Here is a 16,476-nt window from a genome sequence, read left to right on the forward strand (position 1 = left end):
CACCAGTAGAAACAGCGAGCCGACTGCGAACCATCTTCGAGCTGCCATCTGCTCCCCCGTCCGAGGTCGTCCTACCAGTGTGGACGACTGCGCGCGTCGCCACGATACGAGCCGGTTTCGATGCCTCATCAGCTATCAAGTAAGGTAAGCCTTAGCTAACCAGGTCCGCCCACCTCGAAAGTAGAGCCGCCATGACCAGAGCACTGCCCGAGCCGACATACCGGCGGTTCGTCGCCGGCCTCGGCACCCTCAGCCTCCGGCCGTTCGACCTCGCCGAGGACGTGACCACGCTGCACAACTGGGTCACCCAGCCGTACGCGCGGTACTGGGGCCTGCTGACCGCGTCCGTCGCCGACGTGCACGCGGAGTACCTCCGGATCGCGGAGAGCGCGCACCACCAGGCGTTCCTCGGCGAGCACGACGGACGGCCCGCATTCCTGATGGAGCGCTACGAGCCGGCGTACGACGCAGTCGGCCGGACGTACGACGTGGCACCGGGCGACATCGGCATGCACGTTTTGGTCGGGCCGCCGACCGCGCCGATCGCCGGGTTCACCGGGGCCGTGTTCGAGACGATCATGGACAGCCTGTTCAGCGATCCGCTGGTCGATCGGGTGGTGGTCGAGCCCGACGTGCGGAACGTGAAGATCCAGGCGTTGAACGCGCGGATGGGGTTCCGCAAGCACAGGATTGTGTCGTTGCAGGACAAGGAGGCGTGGTTGAGCTTCTGCACCCGCGACCAGTACGCCGAGGCGCATCGAATGAACGAGGCGGGCTGATGGATCACTGGGCTGTCGTCAACCAGGCATTGGTCCGGAAGGCCTTGTCCGAATTCGTGCACGAGCGCATTCTCGAGCCTGTTGCTGTTGGCAATGAGTATACCGTCGGCCGGTACCGCTTCACCGCGCGGCATTATCCTTTGAATCATTGGGATATCTCTTCAGTTGCCCGCGACGACGGCTCGGCGATCGACGCTTTGGAGTTCATCACCGAGTTCCACGAGCAGCTCGGGATCGGGCGCGAGATGCTGCCGGTGTACCTGGAGGAGATCAGCAGCACGCTGGCGTCGGCGGCGTACAAGCTGTCGAAGCCGGACCTGACGGCGGCGGACCTGGTCACCGCGGACTTCCAGACCATCGAGGCAGCGATGACCGAGGGACATCCGTGTTTCGTCGCGAACAACGGGCGGCTCGGGTTCGGCCTCACGGACTATCTGGCCTATGCGCCGGAGACCGGCGCGGGCGTGCAGCTGACCTGGATCGCTACCCGGCGGGACCGGACTACGGTTTCCTGTAGTTCTTCCTTGGCGTTCGACGAGTTGATGCGGTCGGAGCTGGGCGACGACGTACTCGAGCGGTTCGCTGCGCAGGCGGACCCGGCGGAGTACGTGTACCTGCCGGTGCATCCTTGGCAGTGGGACAACAAGACGTCGATCACGTTCGCCGCCGACATCGCCCAGGGGCACATCGTCCACCTCGGGTCGACGGACGACGTGTACCAGCCGCAGCAGTCGATCCGGACGTTCTTCAACCGGTCCTCGCCTGGTCGATGCTACGTGAAGACGGCGTTGTCGGTGCTGAACATGGGGTTCATGCGCGGGCTGTCCCCGTCGTACATGGCCGCGACGCCGGCGATCAACGACTGGGTGCACTCGATCGTCTCGAACGACGTCGTCCTGAAGCGCTACGGCTTCACGGTGTTGCGCGAGATCGCGGCGGCCGGGTACCACAACCGATACTACGAGAACGCGACCGACAAGACCTCGCCGTACCGGAAGATGTTGTCGGCGCTCTGGCGCGAGAGCCCGGTGCCGTCGTTGGAGCCCGGTGAGCGGCTGGCCACGATGGCGTCGCTGCTGCACGTCGATCGGCACGGCGCGTCGATCGCCGCGGCGCTGGTACGGGCGTCCGGCCTGGCGCCGGCGGACTGGCTGCGCGCCTACGTCGACGCCTATCTGATCCCGTTGCTGCACAGCTTCTACGCGTACGAACTGGTGTTCATGCCGCACGGCGAGAACCTGATCCTGGTACTGCGGGACGCGATCCCGATCCGGGTGATCATGAAGGACATCGCCGAGGAGATCGCCGTACTGCGTTCTTCGACGCCGGTACCGTCCGAAGCGGAGCGGGTGCGGGCCGACGTACCGGACGACGAGAAGCTGCTGTCGATCTTCACCGACGTCTTCGACTGCATCTTCCGGTTCCTGTCCCCGCTGCTGGATCGGGCGGGCCTGCTGACGCCGTCCGAGTTCTGGTCCGTGGTGGCGTCGTCCATCCGCGACTACCAGGCGGCGACACCGGAACTGGCGGAAGCATTCGCGAAGTACGACATCTTCGCGCCGGAGTTCGCCCTCTCCTGCCTGAACCGCCTCCAACTGAAGAACAACCAGCAAATGGTCGACCTCACCGACGTCGCAGGCTCGTTGCAGTTCGCCGGCACCCTGGAGAACCCACTGACCTGTGGATAACTTCGGCGGGGGTACGGCGGGATTTGTCAGGCTGGTGCGGTGCGTACAGCAGAAGCCACCCGGGACGGCCGGCGTTACGAGATTGTCGACGGCCGCCTGCTCATCACCGGCCCGCAACCACCCGCTCACCACGCGGCCGTACTCGCCCTCATGGTGTTGCTGAAACACGCCTGCCCACCCGACCTGCTCGTCTCGGTCGGGTCCCTGGACTTCCGCCCCGCTCTGAACACGTCCCTCCGCCCGGACCTCCTGGTCTGCCACCGCACCGACCTCCGAGCCCAGCTCCTGACCGCACCACCACTCCTCGCCGTCGAGGTCCTCTCCCCCACGACCCGCACCACGGACGTCGTTCTCAAGCGCAGCCTGTACGAGCAGCACCAGATCCCGTCCTACTGGCTCCTGGACCCCGACGCCGAAGAACTAACAGTCCTGGAACTCACCCCCACCGGCTACACCTGCCAAGCCGTAGTACAAGCCGAAGAAGCTTTCGAGGCCACCACGCCGTTCCCGCTCACGCTTTCACCGGCAGCGCTCGCCGGATGAGACGAATTCCGGGGCATCCAAGGGCATCCAGGGGCAGATCGGCGAAATGGTACCAACCACTCCCTGAACACCACCATGCTGGTCGAGTGACCGAGAAGGAGGCACCATTGTGTCCGTGGAACCGATTGAGCGGCAGAAGCTCACACTGGCCGAGTTCGACGCACTCCCCGACGACGGGGAGCGACGCGAACTCCTGGACGGGGCGGTGCTGGTGACGCCCTCGCCGCTGCTCGTTCATCAGCGTGCCGCATACCAGTTCGCAATCCGGCTCCAGCCCGCCTGCCCCGATGAGCTCGAGGTCCTCTTCGCGCCTTTCGATTACCGGCCGAACGACAGGAACTCGCTACAGCCCGACCTGCTGGTCTGTCGGTCTGAAGATGCGGAGCAGAACGGCATCCGGCATCCGCTGTTGCTTGCCGTCGAGATCCTGTCGCCTTCCACGCGAGCCCAGGATCTGCTCAAGAAGCGTCGCTTGTACGAAGAGCACGAGGTGGTTTCGTACTGGATCTTCGAGCCCGAAGAAGCAGTGCTCACGGTCCTCCAACTCGAGAACGGGCGGTACGTCGAGGAGACGTACAAGGGCGACGAGGTGTTCGAGGCCCGCAGGCCGTTCGCGGTCCGGATCGTGCCTGCTGAGCTGGTGCGTCGGGCCAACCGCTCGGCAGTCGTCTAGCGTCCTACTCCCCAGGTCCGATCTGGGGAGGTTTGCCCTCCCTCGTTGGGCAGTAGGACTCCCCAACCTGGCCGGCGGGGCTGAGGACGTCCGATCTGTTCAAGACGTCGGGTGGGGGTGGTGCCTACCGTCGTTCTTGGAGCGACGGGAGGAATGGAGCATGAGAGTCGGGATCGGGTTGCCGGCGGCGGTGCCTGGGGTGGATGCGCGGCGGTTGGGCGAGTGGGCCGCTGCGGCCGAAGAGGCGGGGTTTGATGCGGTCGGCGTGATCGACCGGTTGGTCTACGACAATCTGGAGCCGTTGACCGCGTTGGCTGCTGCGGCGGCGCGGACTTCGCGGGTGGAGCTCGTCACGACTGTGCTCAACATCGGCTGGCGGAGCAACGCCGTACTGCTTGCCAAACAGCTCGCATCGGTCGATCAGCTGTCCGGCGGCAGGCTGACCGCCGGTGTCGGTCTGGGTGGTTGGCCGGACGACTTCATCGCCAGTGGAGCCGCGCAGCATGGATTCGGCGAGCTGTGGACAACGTCGTTGGAGACTTGGCGGCAGGTGTGGGCGGGGAAGCTTGAAGGCATGTCCAATCTCCCCGACGGCCGTCCCGGGCTTCTGTTCGGCGGTTTGGTTCCAGCCGCTTACCGTCGCGCCGCTGTTCACGGGCAGGGTTGGGTGGCTCCGCTGTTCGGTACGGCGACGCTCGAGCAAGGTGCGAGCGCCGTACGGACGGCTTGGAAGGACGCCGGTCGAAGTGGAGATCCTCGCATCGTCACCGGGCGGTATTTCGCTCTCGGGCCTGAGGCTGACGCGGTCGCCGACGAGTACATCCGTCACTACTACGGTGATGCGTACTTCGAGTTCGCGCGAGCCGACACCCTGACGACTCCAGCGGCACTACGCGACCACTTGACCGGCCTTCGTGCGGCCGGCGCGACCGACGTCATCTTCTACCCGGCTTCCCCTGACCACGACCAGGTCTCCCTGCTCGCCGAGGCGCTAGCCGTCAGCCGTTCAGGAGTTTGGTGAGTTGTTGTTTGTCGGGGAGGTCTTCCGGGCGGATGATGTCGGCGGTGCGGACGTAGTAGAAGGCTGCTGTTACCTGGTCGAGGGGGATGTTCATGAGTTCGGACCAGGCGACTCGGTAGATGGCCAGCTGGAGGGGGTCCGCGGTTTCGCCTCGGGTGGTTTTCCAGTCGATGACGTCGTACCCGCGGGAGCCGTCCGGACGGACGACCTGGTAGACGGCGTCGATGCGGCCGCGGATGACCCGGCCGTCCAGGGCGAGGGCGAACGGCGCCTCGATCTCGTACGGCGTGGTGTCGCCGAACGGGCCGTCGCGGAACGCGTCCATCAGGTCGGTGAGGTCGGTGTCGTCGACGATGTCCTCGTCCGCGGCGCCGGGGAGGTCGTCCGGGTCGATCAGCAGTTGCTGGCCGAAGTAGCTCTCCACCCACGCGTGGAACCGGGTCCCGAAACGCGCGGCCCGGTTGGGTTTGCGCGGCATCGGGCGGGCCAGCTCGGCGGCCAGTCCGTCCGGATCCTTCGCCAGCCGCATCAGCTGCGTCGCGGACAGCGCGGCCGGCAGCGCCACGTCGTACGCCTTCCGGCTCCGGCTTTCCCTTGCCTCGGACAACAATCGCTCGAGCTCGGAGTCCCAGCGCGCGACCGTCGCCTGCTCGTCGAGCAGCAGCGACTCCTCCGCCTCGATCGACGGACCTTCCGCGCGCGACAGCTGCACCAGAGCAGCCGATTCCAGTCGTCGCTGGTACGAGTCCACGTCGTACGGCGTCGGCCACGGCGCCTGCGTCTGCTCGGCCAGCTCCGGGTTCTCCGCCGTCAACTCCGGCTGCTCCGCCCAGGCGATGACCCGCTCCCCGGCGTGCTTCTTCAGCACCGAGAGGTACGACGAGGGACCGCGCGGCCGCTTCTGCGTCGGACCCCACCAGTGCCCGGTCGCGACCAGCAGTTCCTTCGCACGCGTGAACGCGACGTACCCGAGCCGCCGCTCCTCCAGTGCGTTCACTTCCTTGCACTCGTCCGCGAACGCCTTCAGCCCGGCGTTGGACAGGTCGTGGATGTCCGGCAGCGTGTCGGCGTCACCGCGCAACGGCCACGGAAGCACCTTTGCGTTCGTCGTCCACTTGTCCCGCCCGCGATCCGACGGGAAGACCTTCGACACCAGCGTCGGCACGAACACGACCGGCCACTCCAGGCCCTTCGACCGGTGTGTGGTGAGCAGCTTCACCGAGTCGGCTTCACTCGGTACGGCGAGGTCGAGGCCGGCGGCGTACTCCTCCTCGGCCGCGAGGTACGCGAGCAGACCGTCCAGTGATCCGTCCGACTCGGTCGACACGAAGTTGCCCACGGCATCCAGGAACGCGGCGAGGTGATCGCGTCGCCCGGCGTCGATGTGATCGGGGGTCGCGGTCAGCTCGACGTCCAGGCCGATCGTGCTGATCACCCGGCGGACCAGGTCGAGCAGCGGCTCGCCCGCATGCGCGCGCAGCTCGCGTAGCTCGACCGACAACTCCTTGAAGCGGGTCAGCGCCTCCGGCGCGTACGCCGCCGGACCCGGATCGTCGACCGCCTCGGCGAGCGAGATGACCTCGGTCGAATCCATCCCGGCGACGGCCGCGTCGAGCGCGGCGACCAGGTCGTCGGCGGCCGGCCGCTCCCCCGCGTCGGCGAGCGCGCGGGCGCGGTTGGCGAGCAGTGCGAGGTCGCGGTGACCGATCCGGTAGCGCGGGCCGGTGAGGATCCGGAGCATCGCCGCGTTCGCGGTCAGGTCGTTGACGGCCTGCAGGGTCGCGACCACGTCGACGACCTCGGGGAGCGCAAGCAGACCGCCGAGACCGACGACCTCGACCGGGACCTTGCGCGCGATCAGCGCCTCGTGCACCGCGCTGAGGTCGACGTTCGTCCGCATCAGGATGCCGATGTCCTTCCAGCGGCGGTTCCGGGTGCGGTGCGCGGCGACGATCGCGTCGGCGACCCACTCGATCTCCTGCGAGCGGGTCTCGAACAACCCGACCGTGATCGCGCCCTCCGGAGCGTTCTCCGGGGCCTCGAGCGGGATGACGCCGGGGTGCTGTTCGTAGAGCTCGGCCGCATGCTGGTTCGCCGCCGCGAGAATGCGGCTGCCGCAGCGGCGGTTGACGCTCAGCACGTACCGCCGAGCCGGCGATCCGTCAGCCTGCCGGAAGTGCGCGGGGAACTCGTCCAGGTTCGCGACCGAGGCACCGCGCCAGCCGTAGATCGCCTGGCACGGGTCACCGACCGCGGTGACCGGATGGCCGCGCCCGTCACCCGCGGCGAACAGCGCGGTGAGCATCCGGCGCTGCGAGACGGACGTGTCCTGGTACTCGTCGAGCAGCACGACCTTGTACCGCGACCGCTCGATGGCGGCGACCTCCGGACACTCCTCGGCGAGCCGCGCGCCGAGCGCCATCTGGTCGGCGAAGTCGACGACGCCGCGCTCCGCCTTGTACGCCTGGTACTCCTCGACGAGCTGCAGGATCTCCCCCCGCTTCAACGCGGTCTCGGCGAGCTTGCGGACCTCCACCGTCTGCTTGCGCACCGCCGCGACCTCTTGCCGTACGGCGTCGTCGTGCTCGCGGATGTCGTCGGGACGAAGCAGGTGATCGGCCAACTCGCCATCCAAAGCGAGCAGGCTGTTGACGAGCGTCGGCACGTGATGCGAGGCGAAGCGGATCGGCCCGGCGGACCGCCGTACGACGCGACCCGCCAACTGGAATCGGGTCGCGTCGGCGAGCACGCGGGAGTCCGGCTCGAGGCCGATGCGGAGGCCGTGCTCGGCGATCAACGTGCCGGCGAAGGCGTGGTACGTCGAGACGACGGGCTCGCCCGGCTCCTCGGGCTCCCAGTTGGGGATGTTGCTGCGCAGGTGCGCGGCCAGAATCGGGTGCTGGTCCTTCGGCAAGGTCGATCCGAGGACGCCGGCCTTCGTCAGGTCCTCGCGGATCCGGACGTCGAGCTCGTTGGCGGCCTTCTTGGTGAACGTCAGCCCGAGCACTTCCTCCGGTTTCACCTGACCGGTGCAGATCAGCCACACCACCCGGGCCGCCATCGCCGTAGTCTTCCCCGACCCGGCCCCCGCCACGATCACCCCGGGCTCGAGCGGAGCTGTGATCGCCGCGAGTTGCTGGTCGCTGAACGGGATGCCGAGCAGATCGCACAGGTCGGCTGTGGTGCGCAGTACCGCAGCGGGCATCAGACGATCTCCCGGCCTTCGGGCTGGATGGGGCAGAGGGCGCGGGCTTCGCAGCGGTTGCAGCCGTCGTTGCGTTGGGCCGTGAATTCCTCCGAGCGGATCATGGATTCGGCGTTGTCGACCGCTTCGTCGAGCCAGGTGCGGCCGTCCTCATCGGTTTCCAGAGGCCCTTGCGGCTGGACCTTCGGGAAGCCGCCGTTGTCGTCGTGGCGGAGCTGGACGAGCTCGGCTCCACCGGCGACCGCCTCCTCGCCGAGCTTCTTCATCTGCCGTGAGTTGATCGCTCGCTGGTAGATCGCCAGCTGCACGTGCCGCTCCAGCGCGGGCTTGGTCGGAATGTTCCGCCCGGTCTTCAGGTCGACCACCCGGACCGTACCTTCAGAATCCTTTTCGACGCGGTCCATCCGGCCCTTCACCCGAACCGCCGGGTGCTCCTCGTCCGGCAGCAGTACGTCGAAGTCCACCTCCGTCCCCACCAGCGTCCGGTCCGGCCGACCCTGGTGCCACGCCACGAACCGCCGCAACGCCTGCTCCGCCTCGACCCGCTCCCGGTCCGAGATCCACGCGGACTCGAACTCGAGCTGCGTCCACACCTTGTCCAGCCACCCGTTCAGCTCGTCGACCGACGGCGGCAGGGTCCCGGTCGCGACCGCATCGGCCAGCGTGTGCAGCACCATCCCGAACCCGATCGCGGACGTACTCGGCGTCTCCCCACCGGCCCGCCTGGTCAGGAACCACCGCAACGGACAGTCCACGATCGTCGTCAGCGCACTGCCCGACAACGGCACCGGCAGCTCGGGATCTGCGATCGGCCGCACCGACTCCGTGCGCTCCCGCACACCCCACCAGCGCGACGGATCAGCCGTCGGCACCAAGGGCTGATCCCGGTCGTCGACAGCCGACGCCAGCAAAGCCAACCGGTCCGCTGCCACTCGCTTCAACGCCGGCGACGACGCCGGATCCGCCAGCACGCAGCGCAGATCGGCGACGAGACCCGGCAACGACAACGGCCGCCGCGGCCGCCCGGCGACCAGTTTCAAAGGAATGTCCAGCTCGGCAAGGAATCGGGAGGGTTGATCACCGTCGGCCTCGGGCGCCTGTACGGCGGTCACGATCAGCCGCTCGCGCGCACGCGTGATCGCGACGTAGAACAACCGTCTCTCCTCGGCGAGCAACGCGCCCGCCGACAACGGATCGATCAACCCGTCCGTTCCCAACCGGTCCGGCTCCAGCAACGACCCGCGCCGCCGCAGGTCCGGCCACTGGCCCTCCTGCACCGAAGCGACGACAACGAGCCGCCATTGCAGGCCCTTCGACCGGTGCGCCGTCATCAGCTGTACGCCGGCCTCGCGGTACGTCCCGTCGAAGCGGTTGTCCCCCGCGATGTCGAGCGACTCCAGCTCCGACAGGAACGCCGAAACCCCCTTGAACCCGACCTGCTCCTCCGCCCGCCCGGCCGCATCGAACAACGCGCACAACGAATCCAGATCCCGGTTCGCCGCCCGCGCGGTCTCGCCGCCCGACGTGGCCTGCCCGCGCAGCCGCCGCAACCACGGCGACTCCGACCACAGCGACCACATCACCTCGTCCGGCGCCGCGCCCGCGGTCACGATATTCCTTGCCTTGAGCAACCGCTCGCCGAGCGCCGCGAACCGCGCCTCGGCCGGCGACGCCTCCTCGTCGAGCTGCAACGGGTTCAGCATCGCTTCCCGCAACAGCTCGTCCGACGACCGCGGCAACCGCTGCCCGTTCGCCGCGTCCCGATCGCGTCGCCGCAGCACCCGCGCCAGCCGCCGCAGTTGCCCCGCGTCCATGGCGCCCAGCGGCGACAGCGCCAACGCCCGTACGACATCGACGGTCAACGTCTCCGGGTCAGCCACCGCACGCAACGCCAGCAACATCGGCCGTACGGCGGGCTCACGCGACAACGGCAGCTCGTCGCCCGCAACGTCCACCGGGATGCCGGCCGCCGCCAACGCCCGTCGCAACGGAGGAATCGAACGACTCCCGGACCGGACGAGTACCGCCATCTCGCTCCACCCGATGCCGTCCTGAACGTGCGCGCGCCGTAGCAGGTCCGCGATGTGCTCGAGCTCCGCGCCGCTCGTGGAGTACAGGTTCGCCTCGACCTTTCCCGGACCGAAGACGCACGACGAGGCATCCGGGTTCCGGAACCGCTCGAACGTGTCCCGATCCAGCGACCCCGGTACGCCGAGGCGGTTGACGACATTGCGCGACACGCGTTGCAGGGTGGTCCCGAAACGTCGCGTCGTACCCAACGCGATCTGGGCTGCTTCCGCGCCGTCGCGGGTCCGGAACTCGTCGGTGAACCGGAGCAGTCCGCGCACGTCCGCGCCCCGGAACGTGTAGATCGACTGGTCCGGATCGCCGACCACGACCAGGTCGCGGCCGTCGCCCGCGATCGCCTGCAGCAGCTTCGTCTGGCCGGGATCGGTGTCCTGGTACTCGTCCACGAACACCGCTTTGAACTCGGTCCGCAGCTTGGCCCGCACCTGCGGCTGCTGCGCCAGGATGACCGCGCGATGAATCAGTTCGGAGTAGTCCAGCACCTGCTCCGCGTCGAGAACTCGCAGGTACTCCTCGAAGAAGTCGCCGACCGCGACCCACTCGGCCCGCTCCGCCGACCGCCCGATCGCGGACAGGTCCTCCGGGTCGAGGCCCAACTGCCGCGCCTTGCCGATCACCGCCTGCACCTCGTCGGTGAACCCGCGCGTCTTCAACGCCGGATGCAAACTGCCCGGCCAGTGCACCGCACCGACCTCACGACTTCCTGACAACGCCTCGCTCAACCGCAGCGACTGCTCCGGACCGGACGGAAGTCGCAGCGGTACGTCGAACGCGTCGGCCGGCGTGAACCGGCGCAGCAACGCGTAGCAGAAGGAATGGAACGTCATCGACGGCATCACCCGTGTCGTCCGCCCGAGGCGACCGGTGATGCGATCCCGCAACTCGGTCGCGGCCTTCCGGCCGAACGTCAGCACCAGTACTTCGTCCGGGCTCAACCCACGATTGCGAACCCGGTCGACAACGGCCTCGACCAACGTCGTCGTCTTCCCGGTGCCGGGCCCCGCGAGCACCAGCAGAGGCCCGCCCGGATGATCCACCACGGCTTGCTGGTCGGGATCGAGAACAGGGGCCTCCGCGCTCCGGCGCTCCTCCCGGACCAACCGGTACCGGGACCTCTGTCTGTTGACCACCGCCCTATCTCAACAGACCCCACCGACGTTTTCCGAATGGGGCACTCCGTAACTTTTCCACTCCGCTCCGCATCGAGTTCGTCGACAGCTTCACACACAACGAGGAGCACCGAATGAGGACGATGCGGCGTACCGCCGCCCTCCTGGGGGCGGCTGTTCTACTGGCTGGTCTCGGTACCGCCACTGCCACCGCGGCCGATCCGAAGGTCCAGTCGATCTGCTCGCTGGATCTCGGCTCGATCACCGCGCAAGGCAACTACGTCGACCAGGTTCTGTCCGCCGCGAGCCCGCCGGTCGCGAGCGAACGCCGGGTCGGCCCGCAGGTCGCTGACCCGGGCGAGACCAGGGCCAGTGCGACCTGGGAGTTCTCTTACGACAGCCACGACGGCATCGTCGACCGCGGCTACGCGATCTACGGCACCTGGCTCTACAGCACACTGATCGCCCGCCCGCCGGACGGGCCGTGGTGGGGTCGCGGGAACATCCAGGACGGTATGGGCGACTTCACCCAGCTGGCCCGGTCCGGTTATCCGAAGGGCGCCAGCCCGAGCCGGGAGTACCTGTACGGGCTGCGCAACGACGGTGTGCTGTTCCGGTGGAAGAAGGACAGCACCGGCTTCCACGCGCTCGGTTCGTACGCCGGGTTCGCCGCAGTCAAGACGATGACGCTGATCAGCCAGACCGCGACGTACGACACGCTCCTCGCCACGACGCGGGGCGGCGCGCTGTACACGATTCACATCCCGGTCACGTCGCCGCTGACGCCGGTGGTGAAAGTTGTCCGGACATCGACCTGGCAGGGCTTCGAGGCGATCGTCGCGGAGAAGTGCGGCACGCAGAGCACGCTGCTCGCCGCGATCGACCGGGACAGCGGGTCGGCGTACCTGTACGCCGTCGGCCACGCCAGCGGAACCGCAACGGTCATCCAGAACCTGGGCAAGTTGCCCGGCACGTTCAACGACCCGATCTACTTCCTGCGCACCTCGCAGGCAGGCACCTCGCTCAACGGCGAGTAGTAGAAGCTCATCGGCGGCGCGGGGACCCGGGGCGGGGTCGCCGCGTCGCCGATGTCAGTGCTGAGGGGCCCAGCGGAACTCGCGTAGGTTGACGCGGCCGTTGCTCACCCGGACGCCGTCCGAGCGCAACCGGTGCAGTTGCTCGTCGCCGACCTCGTCGGCCGGTACGCCGGACGCGCGGATCACCCGCCACCACGGCACACTCGCGCCGTACTCGCGCATGATCGCCCCGACCTGCCGCGGTCCGCCCTGCCCGACGTACTCCGCGATGTCGCCGTACGTCGCGACGCTGCCCTCCGGGATCGACTCCACGGCCTGCAGCACGGCCTCGACGTACTCCTCCCTGTCCACGGTGCTCAATCTAGGCGCAATCGGGCCAGATCTAGGCGAGTGGGGCGAGCGCCTTCGCGAGCGGCTCCAGGACGGACGGCGGCGCGTCGAGCGGGAGGTTCATGATCACCAGGTCGACGCCTGCTTCGCCGTACGCCGCGGCCTCGGCGACCGCCTTGTCGAGCGGGCTGTCGGGATCGATGCGGACGTTCACCGAGCAGGTGATCTCGTTGACGTCGCGACCGACCTCTTCGCAGCGCTGGACGAGGACGTCCTTGAGCGCCTTCCACTCCTGCGGGTCCGGGACGATGACGTTCCACTGCTGCGCCCACCTGGCGACCGCGCGGAGCGTCCGCTTCGGCCCCTTGCCGCCGATGGTGATCGGCGGGTGCGGCGTCTGCACCGGCTTCGGGTTGCAGTACGCCTCGGTGAGCTTGATGTACTTGCCGTCGAAGTTCGCGACCTTCTCGGTGAGCAGCGCGATCATCGCCTGCGTGCCCTCGTCGAACCGGTCGAAGCGCTCCTTCAGCCCGTACAGCTCGATGCCGTACGCCGCGGTCTCCATCTCGTTCCAGCCGGCGCCGATGCCGAGCTCGAGGCGGCCGTTGCTGATGATGTCCGTGGTCGCCGCCATGTTCGCGAGCACGGCGGGATGCCGGTAGATCATCCCGGTCACCTGGCAGCCGAGCCGGATCCGGGACGTCGCCTGCGCGAGCGCGGCCAGCGTCGTCCAGGCCTCCAGGTTCGGGCCCTGCATGTCACCGCTGAGCGGGTAGAAGTGATCCCAGTGCCACGCGGACTCGAAGATCTCGAACTGGTCCGCCGCGACCCACACGTCCCGCATCTGCTGCCAGGTGGTGTGTTCCGGCCTGGTCTTGATCGCGAACCGCATCCGCGCCTCCCTCAAGGCAACACAACTAGGGCAACCGAACTAGGGCAACCGTTTCCCGAAGGGAGACATTACTCCGCGGACGGTCAGTCGAGGCCGAGGCGGGCGCGGACTTCGGGGCGGCGCAGCGGTGGCACCGTCTGGGGTGGGTTGCGGCGGGCCGGCATCTCCTCGAGGAGTTGCTCGGTGATGCGGGCGACCTCGGTGGCCGCGCGCTCGATCGGGGCGCGGGTGGTCGCGCTCAGCGAGCCGACTCCCGTCACCTTGCGGACGTACTGCAACGCGGCCGCGTAGATCTCCTCGGAGGTCGCGGACGGCTCGAGTCCCCGGAGCACTGTGATGTTTCTGCACATGCCACAAAACAGTACGCGGGACCGGGGACAACCTACGAGGTATTGACATCCCTAATGCCGTTAGGTTTTCCTCATGACATGAGCACTACTGCGCCGGACCGCCGTACCCGCCGTCGTCAGCAGACGATCGGGGAGATCCTCGACGTCGCCGTCGAGCTGATGGAGGCCGAGGGCGTCGCGGCCTTGAGCCTGTCCGCGGTGGCCCGTCGGCTCGGTATGCAGCCGCCGTCGCTGTACCAGTACTTCCCGTCGAAGATGGCGATCTACGACGCCCTGTTCCAGCGGGGCGCCGAGCAGTTCCTGGCCGCACAGCGCCACGCGATCGCGGCCGCGCCGACGGACGACGTCGTCGAGTTGCACCTGATCGGCACCACGGCGTTCGCCCGCTGGGCGATGCAGAACCCGATCTATTCACAGCTGCTGTTCTGGCGGACGATCCCCGGGTTCGAGCCCAGCGCGGAGGCGTTCGCACCGGCTCAGGAGGCACTCGCCGACCTGCGCCGGCACCTGCAGGCGGGCGTGGACGCGGGCCGGTTGCGTCCGGACGCGGCGACCGAGGAGGGGCTCGCGGTGTTCACGTCGGTGACGTCCGGCGTGCTGTCGCAGCAGATGGCGAACGAGCCGGACGTGCCGTTCGAAGAAGGACGGTTCAGCCGGCTGCTGCCCGTCGTACTCGAGATGTTCTATCAGCACTACGCACCAACCAGGGGGTAGAGATGACCGCAGTACTCGCGGAGCAGATCGGGCGGGCCGACCGTCCGCGGTGCCGGATCCACCGGGACTCCGAGCTCCAGGCGTGGCACGAACTGCTCGCGTCGATCGAGGGGGACGAGTGGCAGCGCCGTACCGTCTGCGACGCATGGGACGTCGCGGACATCGCCGGCCACCTGATCGGCCAGGCGGAGGACGTGATCAAGCCGACCTCGTTCCCGCGGCGGTGGCTCAAGAACAAGCGGGTCTACCCCGGCGTGCCCCGGTTCGACGCGCACATGATGGTGCAGGCCGACGAACACCGCGGTACGCCGCCGGCCGAGCTCCGGGATCTGTTCGACCAGGTGTGGGCGAGGGCGACCAAGAAGATCTCGCGCACTCCGGAGTTGTTCCGGCGGGTATCGATGCAGGTGGACCCGGCGCCCCGGATGTCGTTCGGCTATGTACAGGACATCCTGCTGGCGCGGGACCTGTGGATGCACCGCGACGACGTGTGCCAGGCGCTCGGACGGCCGTTCGCCCCGGGGCCGTACGCCGAGGAGCTGATCGCCCAGGTCGTCTACGACCTGGAAGCGTCCGGGCCGTTCTGGGGTGACCGGCCGGCCGTCGTGCTAGAACTCACCGGGCCTGGAGGTGGGACCTATCTGCTGGGGAGGGGTGAGCCGGTCGGTCACGCCGCGGTGGACGCGGTCGCCTACATGCGAACGCTGTCCGGGCGTGACGACGCCCCAGTGGTTACAGGTGATCCCGTAGCCACTGAGGCGATCGCGTCCTGCCGGATGGACTTCTAGTACGACGGCTGGCTCGGGTCGATCTGGTCGACCCAGGCGACCACGCCTCCGCCGACGTGCACCGCGTCGGAGAAGCCCGCGCCCTTGGCGATTGCGAGCACCTCGGCGGAGCGGACGCCGGACTTGCAGTGGAACACCAGCTGCTTGTCCTGCGGCAGCTTCTCCAGCGCCACACCGGTCTGGAAGTCGGCCTTCGGGATCAGCACCGAGCCCGGGATCTTGTTGATCTCGTACTCGTTCGGCTCCCGGACGTCGATCAGCACGAAGTCCTTCTCGCCGTTGTCCTTCAGCTTGATCCACTCGCTGAGCTGCTTCACCGAGATGGTCGAGCCGACGGCCGCGTCGGCCGCCTCCTCGGTCAGGGCCCCGCAGAAGCTCTCGTAGTCGATCAGCTCGGTGACGGTCGGGTTCTCGCCGCAGATCGCGCAGTTCGGGTCCTTGCGGACCTTCAGCGCGCGCCAGTTCAGGTCGAGCGCCTCGTAGATGTTCAGCCGGCCGAGCGACGGGTCGCCGATCCCGGTGAGCAGCTTGATCGCCTCGGTGACCTGTGCGGCGCCGACCGATGCGCAGAGCACGCCGAGCACACCGCCCTCGGCGCAGGACGGGACCATGCCGGGCGGCGGGGGCTCCGGGTACAGGCAGCGGTAGCACGGCCCGTGCTCGGCCCAGAACACGCTGACCTGGCCGTCGAAGCGGAAGATCGAGCCCCAGACGTACGGCTTGCCGAGCAGCACCGCGGCGTCGTTCACCAGGTAGCGGGTGGCGAAGTTGTCGGTGCCGTCGACGATCAGGTCGTACTGCTCGAAGATCTCGAACACGTTGTCGTTGTCCAGGCGCACCTCGTGCAGGACGACGTTGGTGTTCGGGTTGGTCTCGAGAATGGAGTCCTTGGCCGACTGGGCCTTGGACTTCCCCACGTCGGACTGGCCGTGGATGATCTGGCGCTGCAGGTTGGACTCGTCGACGGTGTCGAACTCGACGATGCCGAGCGTGCCGACCCCGGCGGCGGCCAGGTAGAGCAGCGCGGGGCTGCCGAGACCGCCGGCGCCGATCACCAGCACCTTGGCGTTCTTCAGCCGCTTCTGCCCGGCCATCCCGACCTCGGGGATGATCAGGTGCCGCGAATAGCGCCGCACCTCGTCAATCGTCAGCTCGTCGGCCGGTTCGACCAGCGGTGGCAGTGACACGTGTCGGCTCCTCAGGAAGACGTCGGACGGGATCTCCGGTTTTCAACCATCTGTCCCTCCTCCATGTTCCCG

Annotated in this window: 14 protein-coding genes; 8 read left to right on the forward strand and 6 right to left on the reverse strand. The window is 67.9% G+C overall.

Annotated elements, in window-relative coordinates:
- The first annotated feature begins 191 nt into the window (after nt 1-191).
- From EV137_RS25565 to EV137_RS25585, 5 genes are all read left to right on the forward strand, one after another.
- A complete protein-coding gene (locus tag EV137_RS25565; RefSeq protein ID WP_134131098.1) occupies nt 192-779 on the forward strand; it encodes a GNAT family N-acetyltransferase in 588 nt (195 codons plus the stop codon).
- Nucleotides 779-2,467 (forward strand): IucA/IucC family protein, encoded by a 1,689-nt coding sequence (locus tag EV137_RS25570; RefSeq protein WP_134131099.1) that lies wholly within the window; start codon nt 779-781, stop codon nt 2,465-2,467. Before EV137_RS25565 ends, EV137_RS25570 begins: the two co-directional genes overlap by 1 nt.
- Before the next feature lie 39 nt (nt 2,468-2,506).
- Nucleotides 2,507-3,010, forward strand: a complete 504-nt coding sequence (locus EV137_RS25575; RefSeq protein WP_134007008.1) for a Uma2 family endonuclease — start codon at nt 2,507-2,509, stop codon at nt 3,008-3,010.
- A gap of 115 nt (nt 3,011-3,125) precedes the next feature.
- Nucleotides 3,126-3,683: a Uma2 family endonuclease gene (locus EV137_RS25580; RefSeq protein ID WP_238175550.1), complete on the forward strand. Its 558-nt coding sequence runs from the start codon at nt 3,126-3,128 to the stop codon at nt 3,681-3,683.
- A 160-nt stretch (nt 3,684-3,843) separates the two neighbouring features.
- Nucleotides 3,844-4,704 (forward strand): LLM class flavin-dependent oxidoreductase, encoded by an 861-nt coding sequence (locus EV137_RS25585; protein ID WP_134131100.1) that lies wholly within the window; start codon nt 3,844-3,846, stop codon nt 4,702-4,704.
- On the opposite strand, the gene EV137_RS25590 is transcribed toward EV137_RS25585, so the two are convergent.
- Nucleotides 4,682-7,909, reverse strand: a complete 3,228-nt coding sequence (locus EV137_RS25590; protein ID WP_134131101.1) for an ATP-dependent helicase — start codon at nt 7,907-7,909, stop codon at nt 4,682-4,684. The genes EV137_RS25585 and EV137_RS25590 overlap by 23 nt on opposite strands.
- Nucleotides 7,909-11,127: an ATP-dependent helicase gene (locus tag EV137_RS25595; protein ID WP_134131102.1), complete on the reverse strand. Its 3,219-nt coding sequence runs from the start codon at nt 11,125-11,127 to the stop codon at nt 7,909-7,911. The genes EV137_RS25590 and EV137_RS25595 overlap by 1 nt, the downstream gene beginning before the upstream one ends.
- 113 nt (nt 11,128-11,240) lie before the next feature.
- Between EV137_RS25595 and EV137_RS25600 the strand changes: the two genes are divergently transcribed.
- On the forward strand, nt 11,241-12,143 hold the full coding sequence (locus EV137_RS25600) for a hypothetical protein (RefSeq protein WP_238175551.1): 903 nt from the start codon (nt 11,241-11,243) through the stop codon (nt 12,141-12,143).
- Between the two features lie 54 nt (nt 12,144-12,197).
- On the opposite strand, the gene EV137_RS25605 is transcribed toward EV137_RS25600, so the two are convergent.
- The 3 genes from EV137_RS25605 to EV137_RS25615 form a co-directional block, all read right to left on the reverse strand.
- Nucleotides 12,198-12,494 (reverse strand): MGMT family protein, encoded by a 297-nt coding sequence (locus tag EV137_RS25605; protein ID WP_134006998.1) that lies wholly within the window; start codon nt 12,492-12,494, stop codon nt 12,198-12,200.
- 31 nt (nt 12,495-12,525) lie between these two features.
- Nucleotides 12,526-13,365 carry a TIGR03560 family F420-dependent LLM class oxidoreductase gene (locus EV137_RS25610; protein ID WP_134006996.1) on the reverse strand — a complete coding sequence of 280 codons (840 nt, stop codon included), beginning with the start codon at nt 13,363-13,365 and terminating at the stop codon, nt 12,526-12,528.
- Between the two features lie 83 nt (nt 13,366-13,448).
- Nucleotides 13,449-13,715 (reverse strand): DUF2277 domain-containing protein, encoded by a 267-nt coding sequence (locus tag EV137_RS25615; protein WP_130383962.1) that lies wholly within the window; start codon nt 13,713-13,715, stop codon nt 13,449-13,451.
- A gap of 78 nt (nt 13,716-13,793) precedes the next feature.
- Here EV137_RS25615 and EV137_RS25620 point away from each other — a divergent pair, with 78 nt between their 5' ends.
- On the forward strand, nt 13,794-14,429 hold the full coding sequence (locus EV137_RS25620; protein WP_166680017.1) for a TetR/AcrR family transcriptional regulator: 636 nt from the start codon (nt 13,794-13,796) through the stop codon (nt 14,427-14,429).
- A 2-nt stretch (nt 14,430-14,431) separates the two neighbouring features.
- Entirely contained in the window at nt 14,432-15,217 is a 786-nt protein-coding gene (locus EV137_RS25625; protein ID WP_134131104.1) for a maleylpyruvate isomerase family mycothiol-dependent enzyme, read from the forward strand.
- On the opposite strand, the gene moeZ is transcribed toward EV137_RS25625, so the two are convergent.
- Nucleotides 15,214-16,404: an adenylyltransferase/sulfurtransferase MoeZ gene (gene moeZ / locus EV137_RS25630; protein ID WP_134006990.1), complete on the reverse strand. Its 1,191-nt coding sequence runs from the start codon at nt 16,402-16,404 to the stop codon at nt 15,214-15,216. The genes EV137_RS25625 and moeZ overlap by 4 nt on opposite strands.
- Nucleotides 16,405-16,476 lie beyond the last annotated feature (72 nt).

The sequence above is a fragment of the Kribbella pratensis genome, assembly GCF_004366075.1.
Taxonomy (GTDB): Bacteria; Actinomycetota; Actinomycetes; order Propionibacteriales; family Kribbellaceae; genus Kribbella; species Kribbella pratensis.

Coding starts and splice junctions, on each gene's coding strand:
- EV137_RS25565 (WP_134131098.1), top strand. CDS start 192: ATGACCAGAGCACTGCCCGAGCCGACATACCGGCGGTTCGTCGCCGGC.
- EV137_RS25570 (WP_134131099.1), top strand. CDS start 779: ATGGATCACTGGGCTGTCGTCAACCAGGCATTGGTCCGGAAGGCCTTG.
- EV137_RS25585 (WP_134131100.1), top strand. CDS start 3,844: ATGAGAGTCGGGATCGGGTTGCCGGCGGCGGTGCCTGGGGTGGATGCG.
- EV137_RS25590 (WP_134131101.1), bottom strand. CDS start 7,909: ATGCCCGCTGCGGTACTGCGCACCACAGCCGACCTGTGCGATCTGCTC.
- EV137_RS25600 (WP_238175551.1), top strand. CDS start 11,241: ATGAGGACGATGCGGCGTACCGCCGCCCTCCTGGGGGCGGCTGTTCTA.
- EV137_RS25610 (WP_134006996.1), bottom strand. CDS start 13,365: ATGCGGTTCGCGATCAAGACCAGGCCGGAACACACCACCTGGCAGCAG.
- EV137_RS25615 (WP_130383962.1), bottom strand. CDS start 13,715: ATGTGCAGAAACATCACAGTGCTCCGGGGACTCGAGCCGTCCGCGACC.
- EV137_RS25620 (WP_166680017.1), top strand. CDS start 13,794: ATGAGCACTACTGCGCCGGACCGCCGTACCCGCCGTCGTCAGCAGACG.
- EV137_RS25625 (WP_134131104.1), top strand. CDS start 14,432: ATGACCGCAGTACTCGCGGAGCAGATCGGGCGGGCCGACCGTCCGCGG.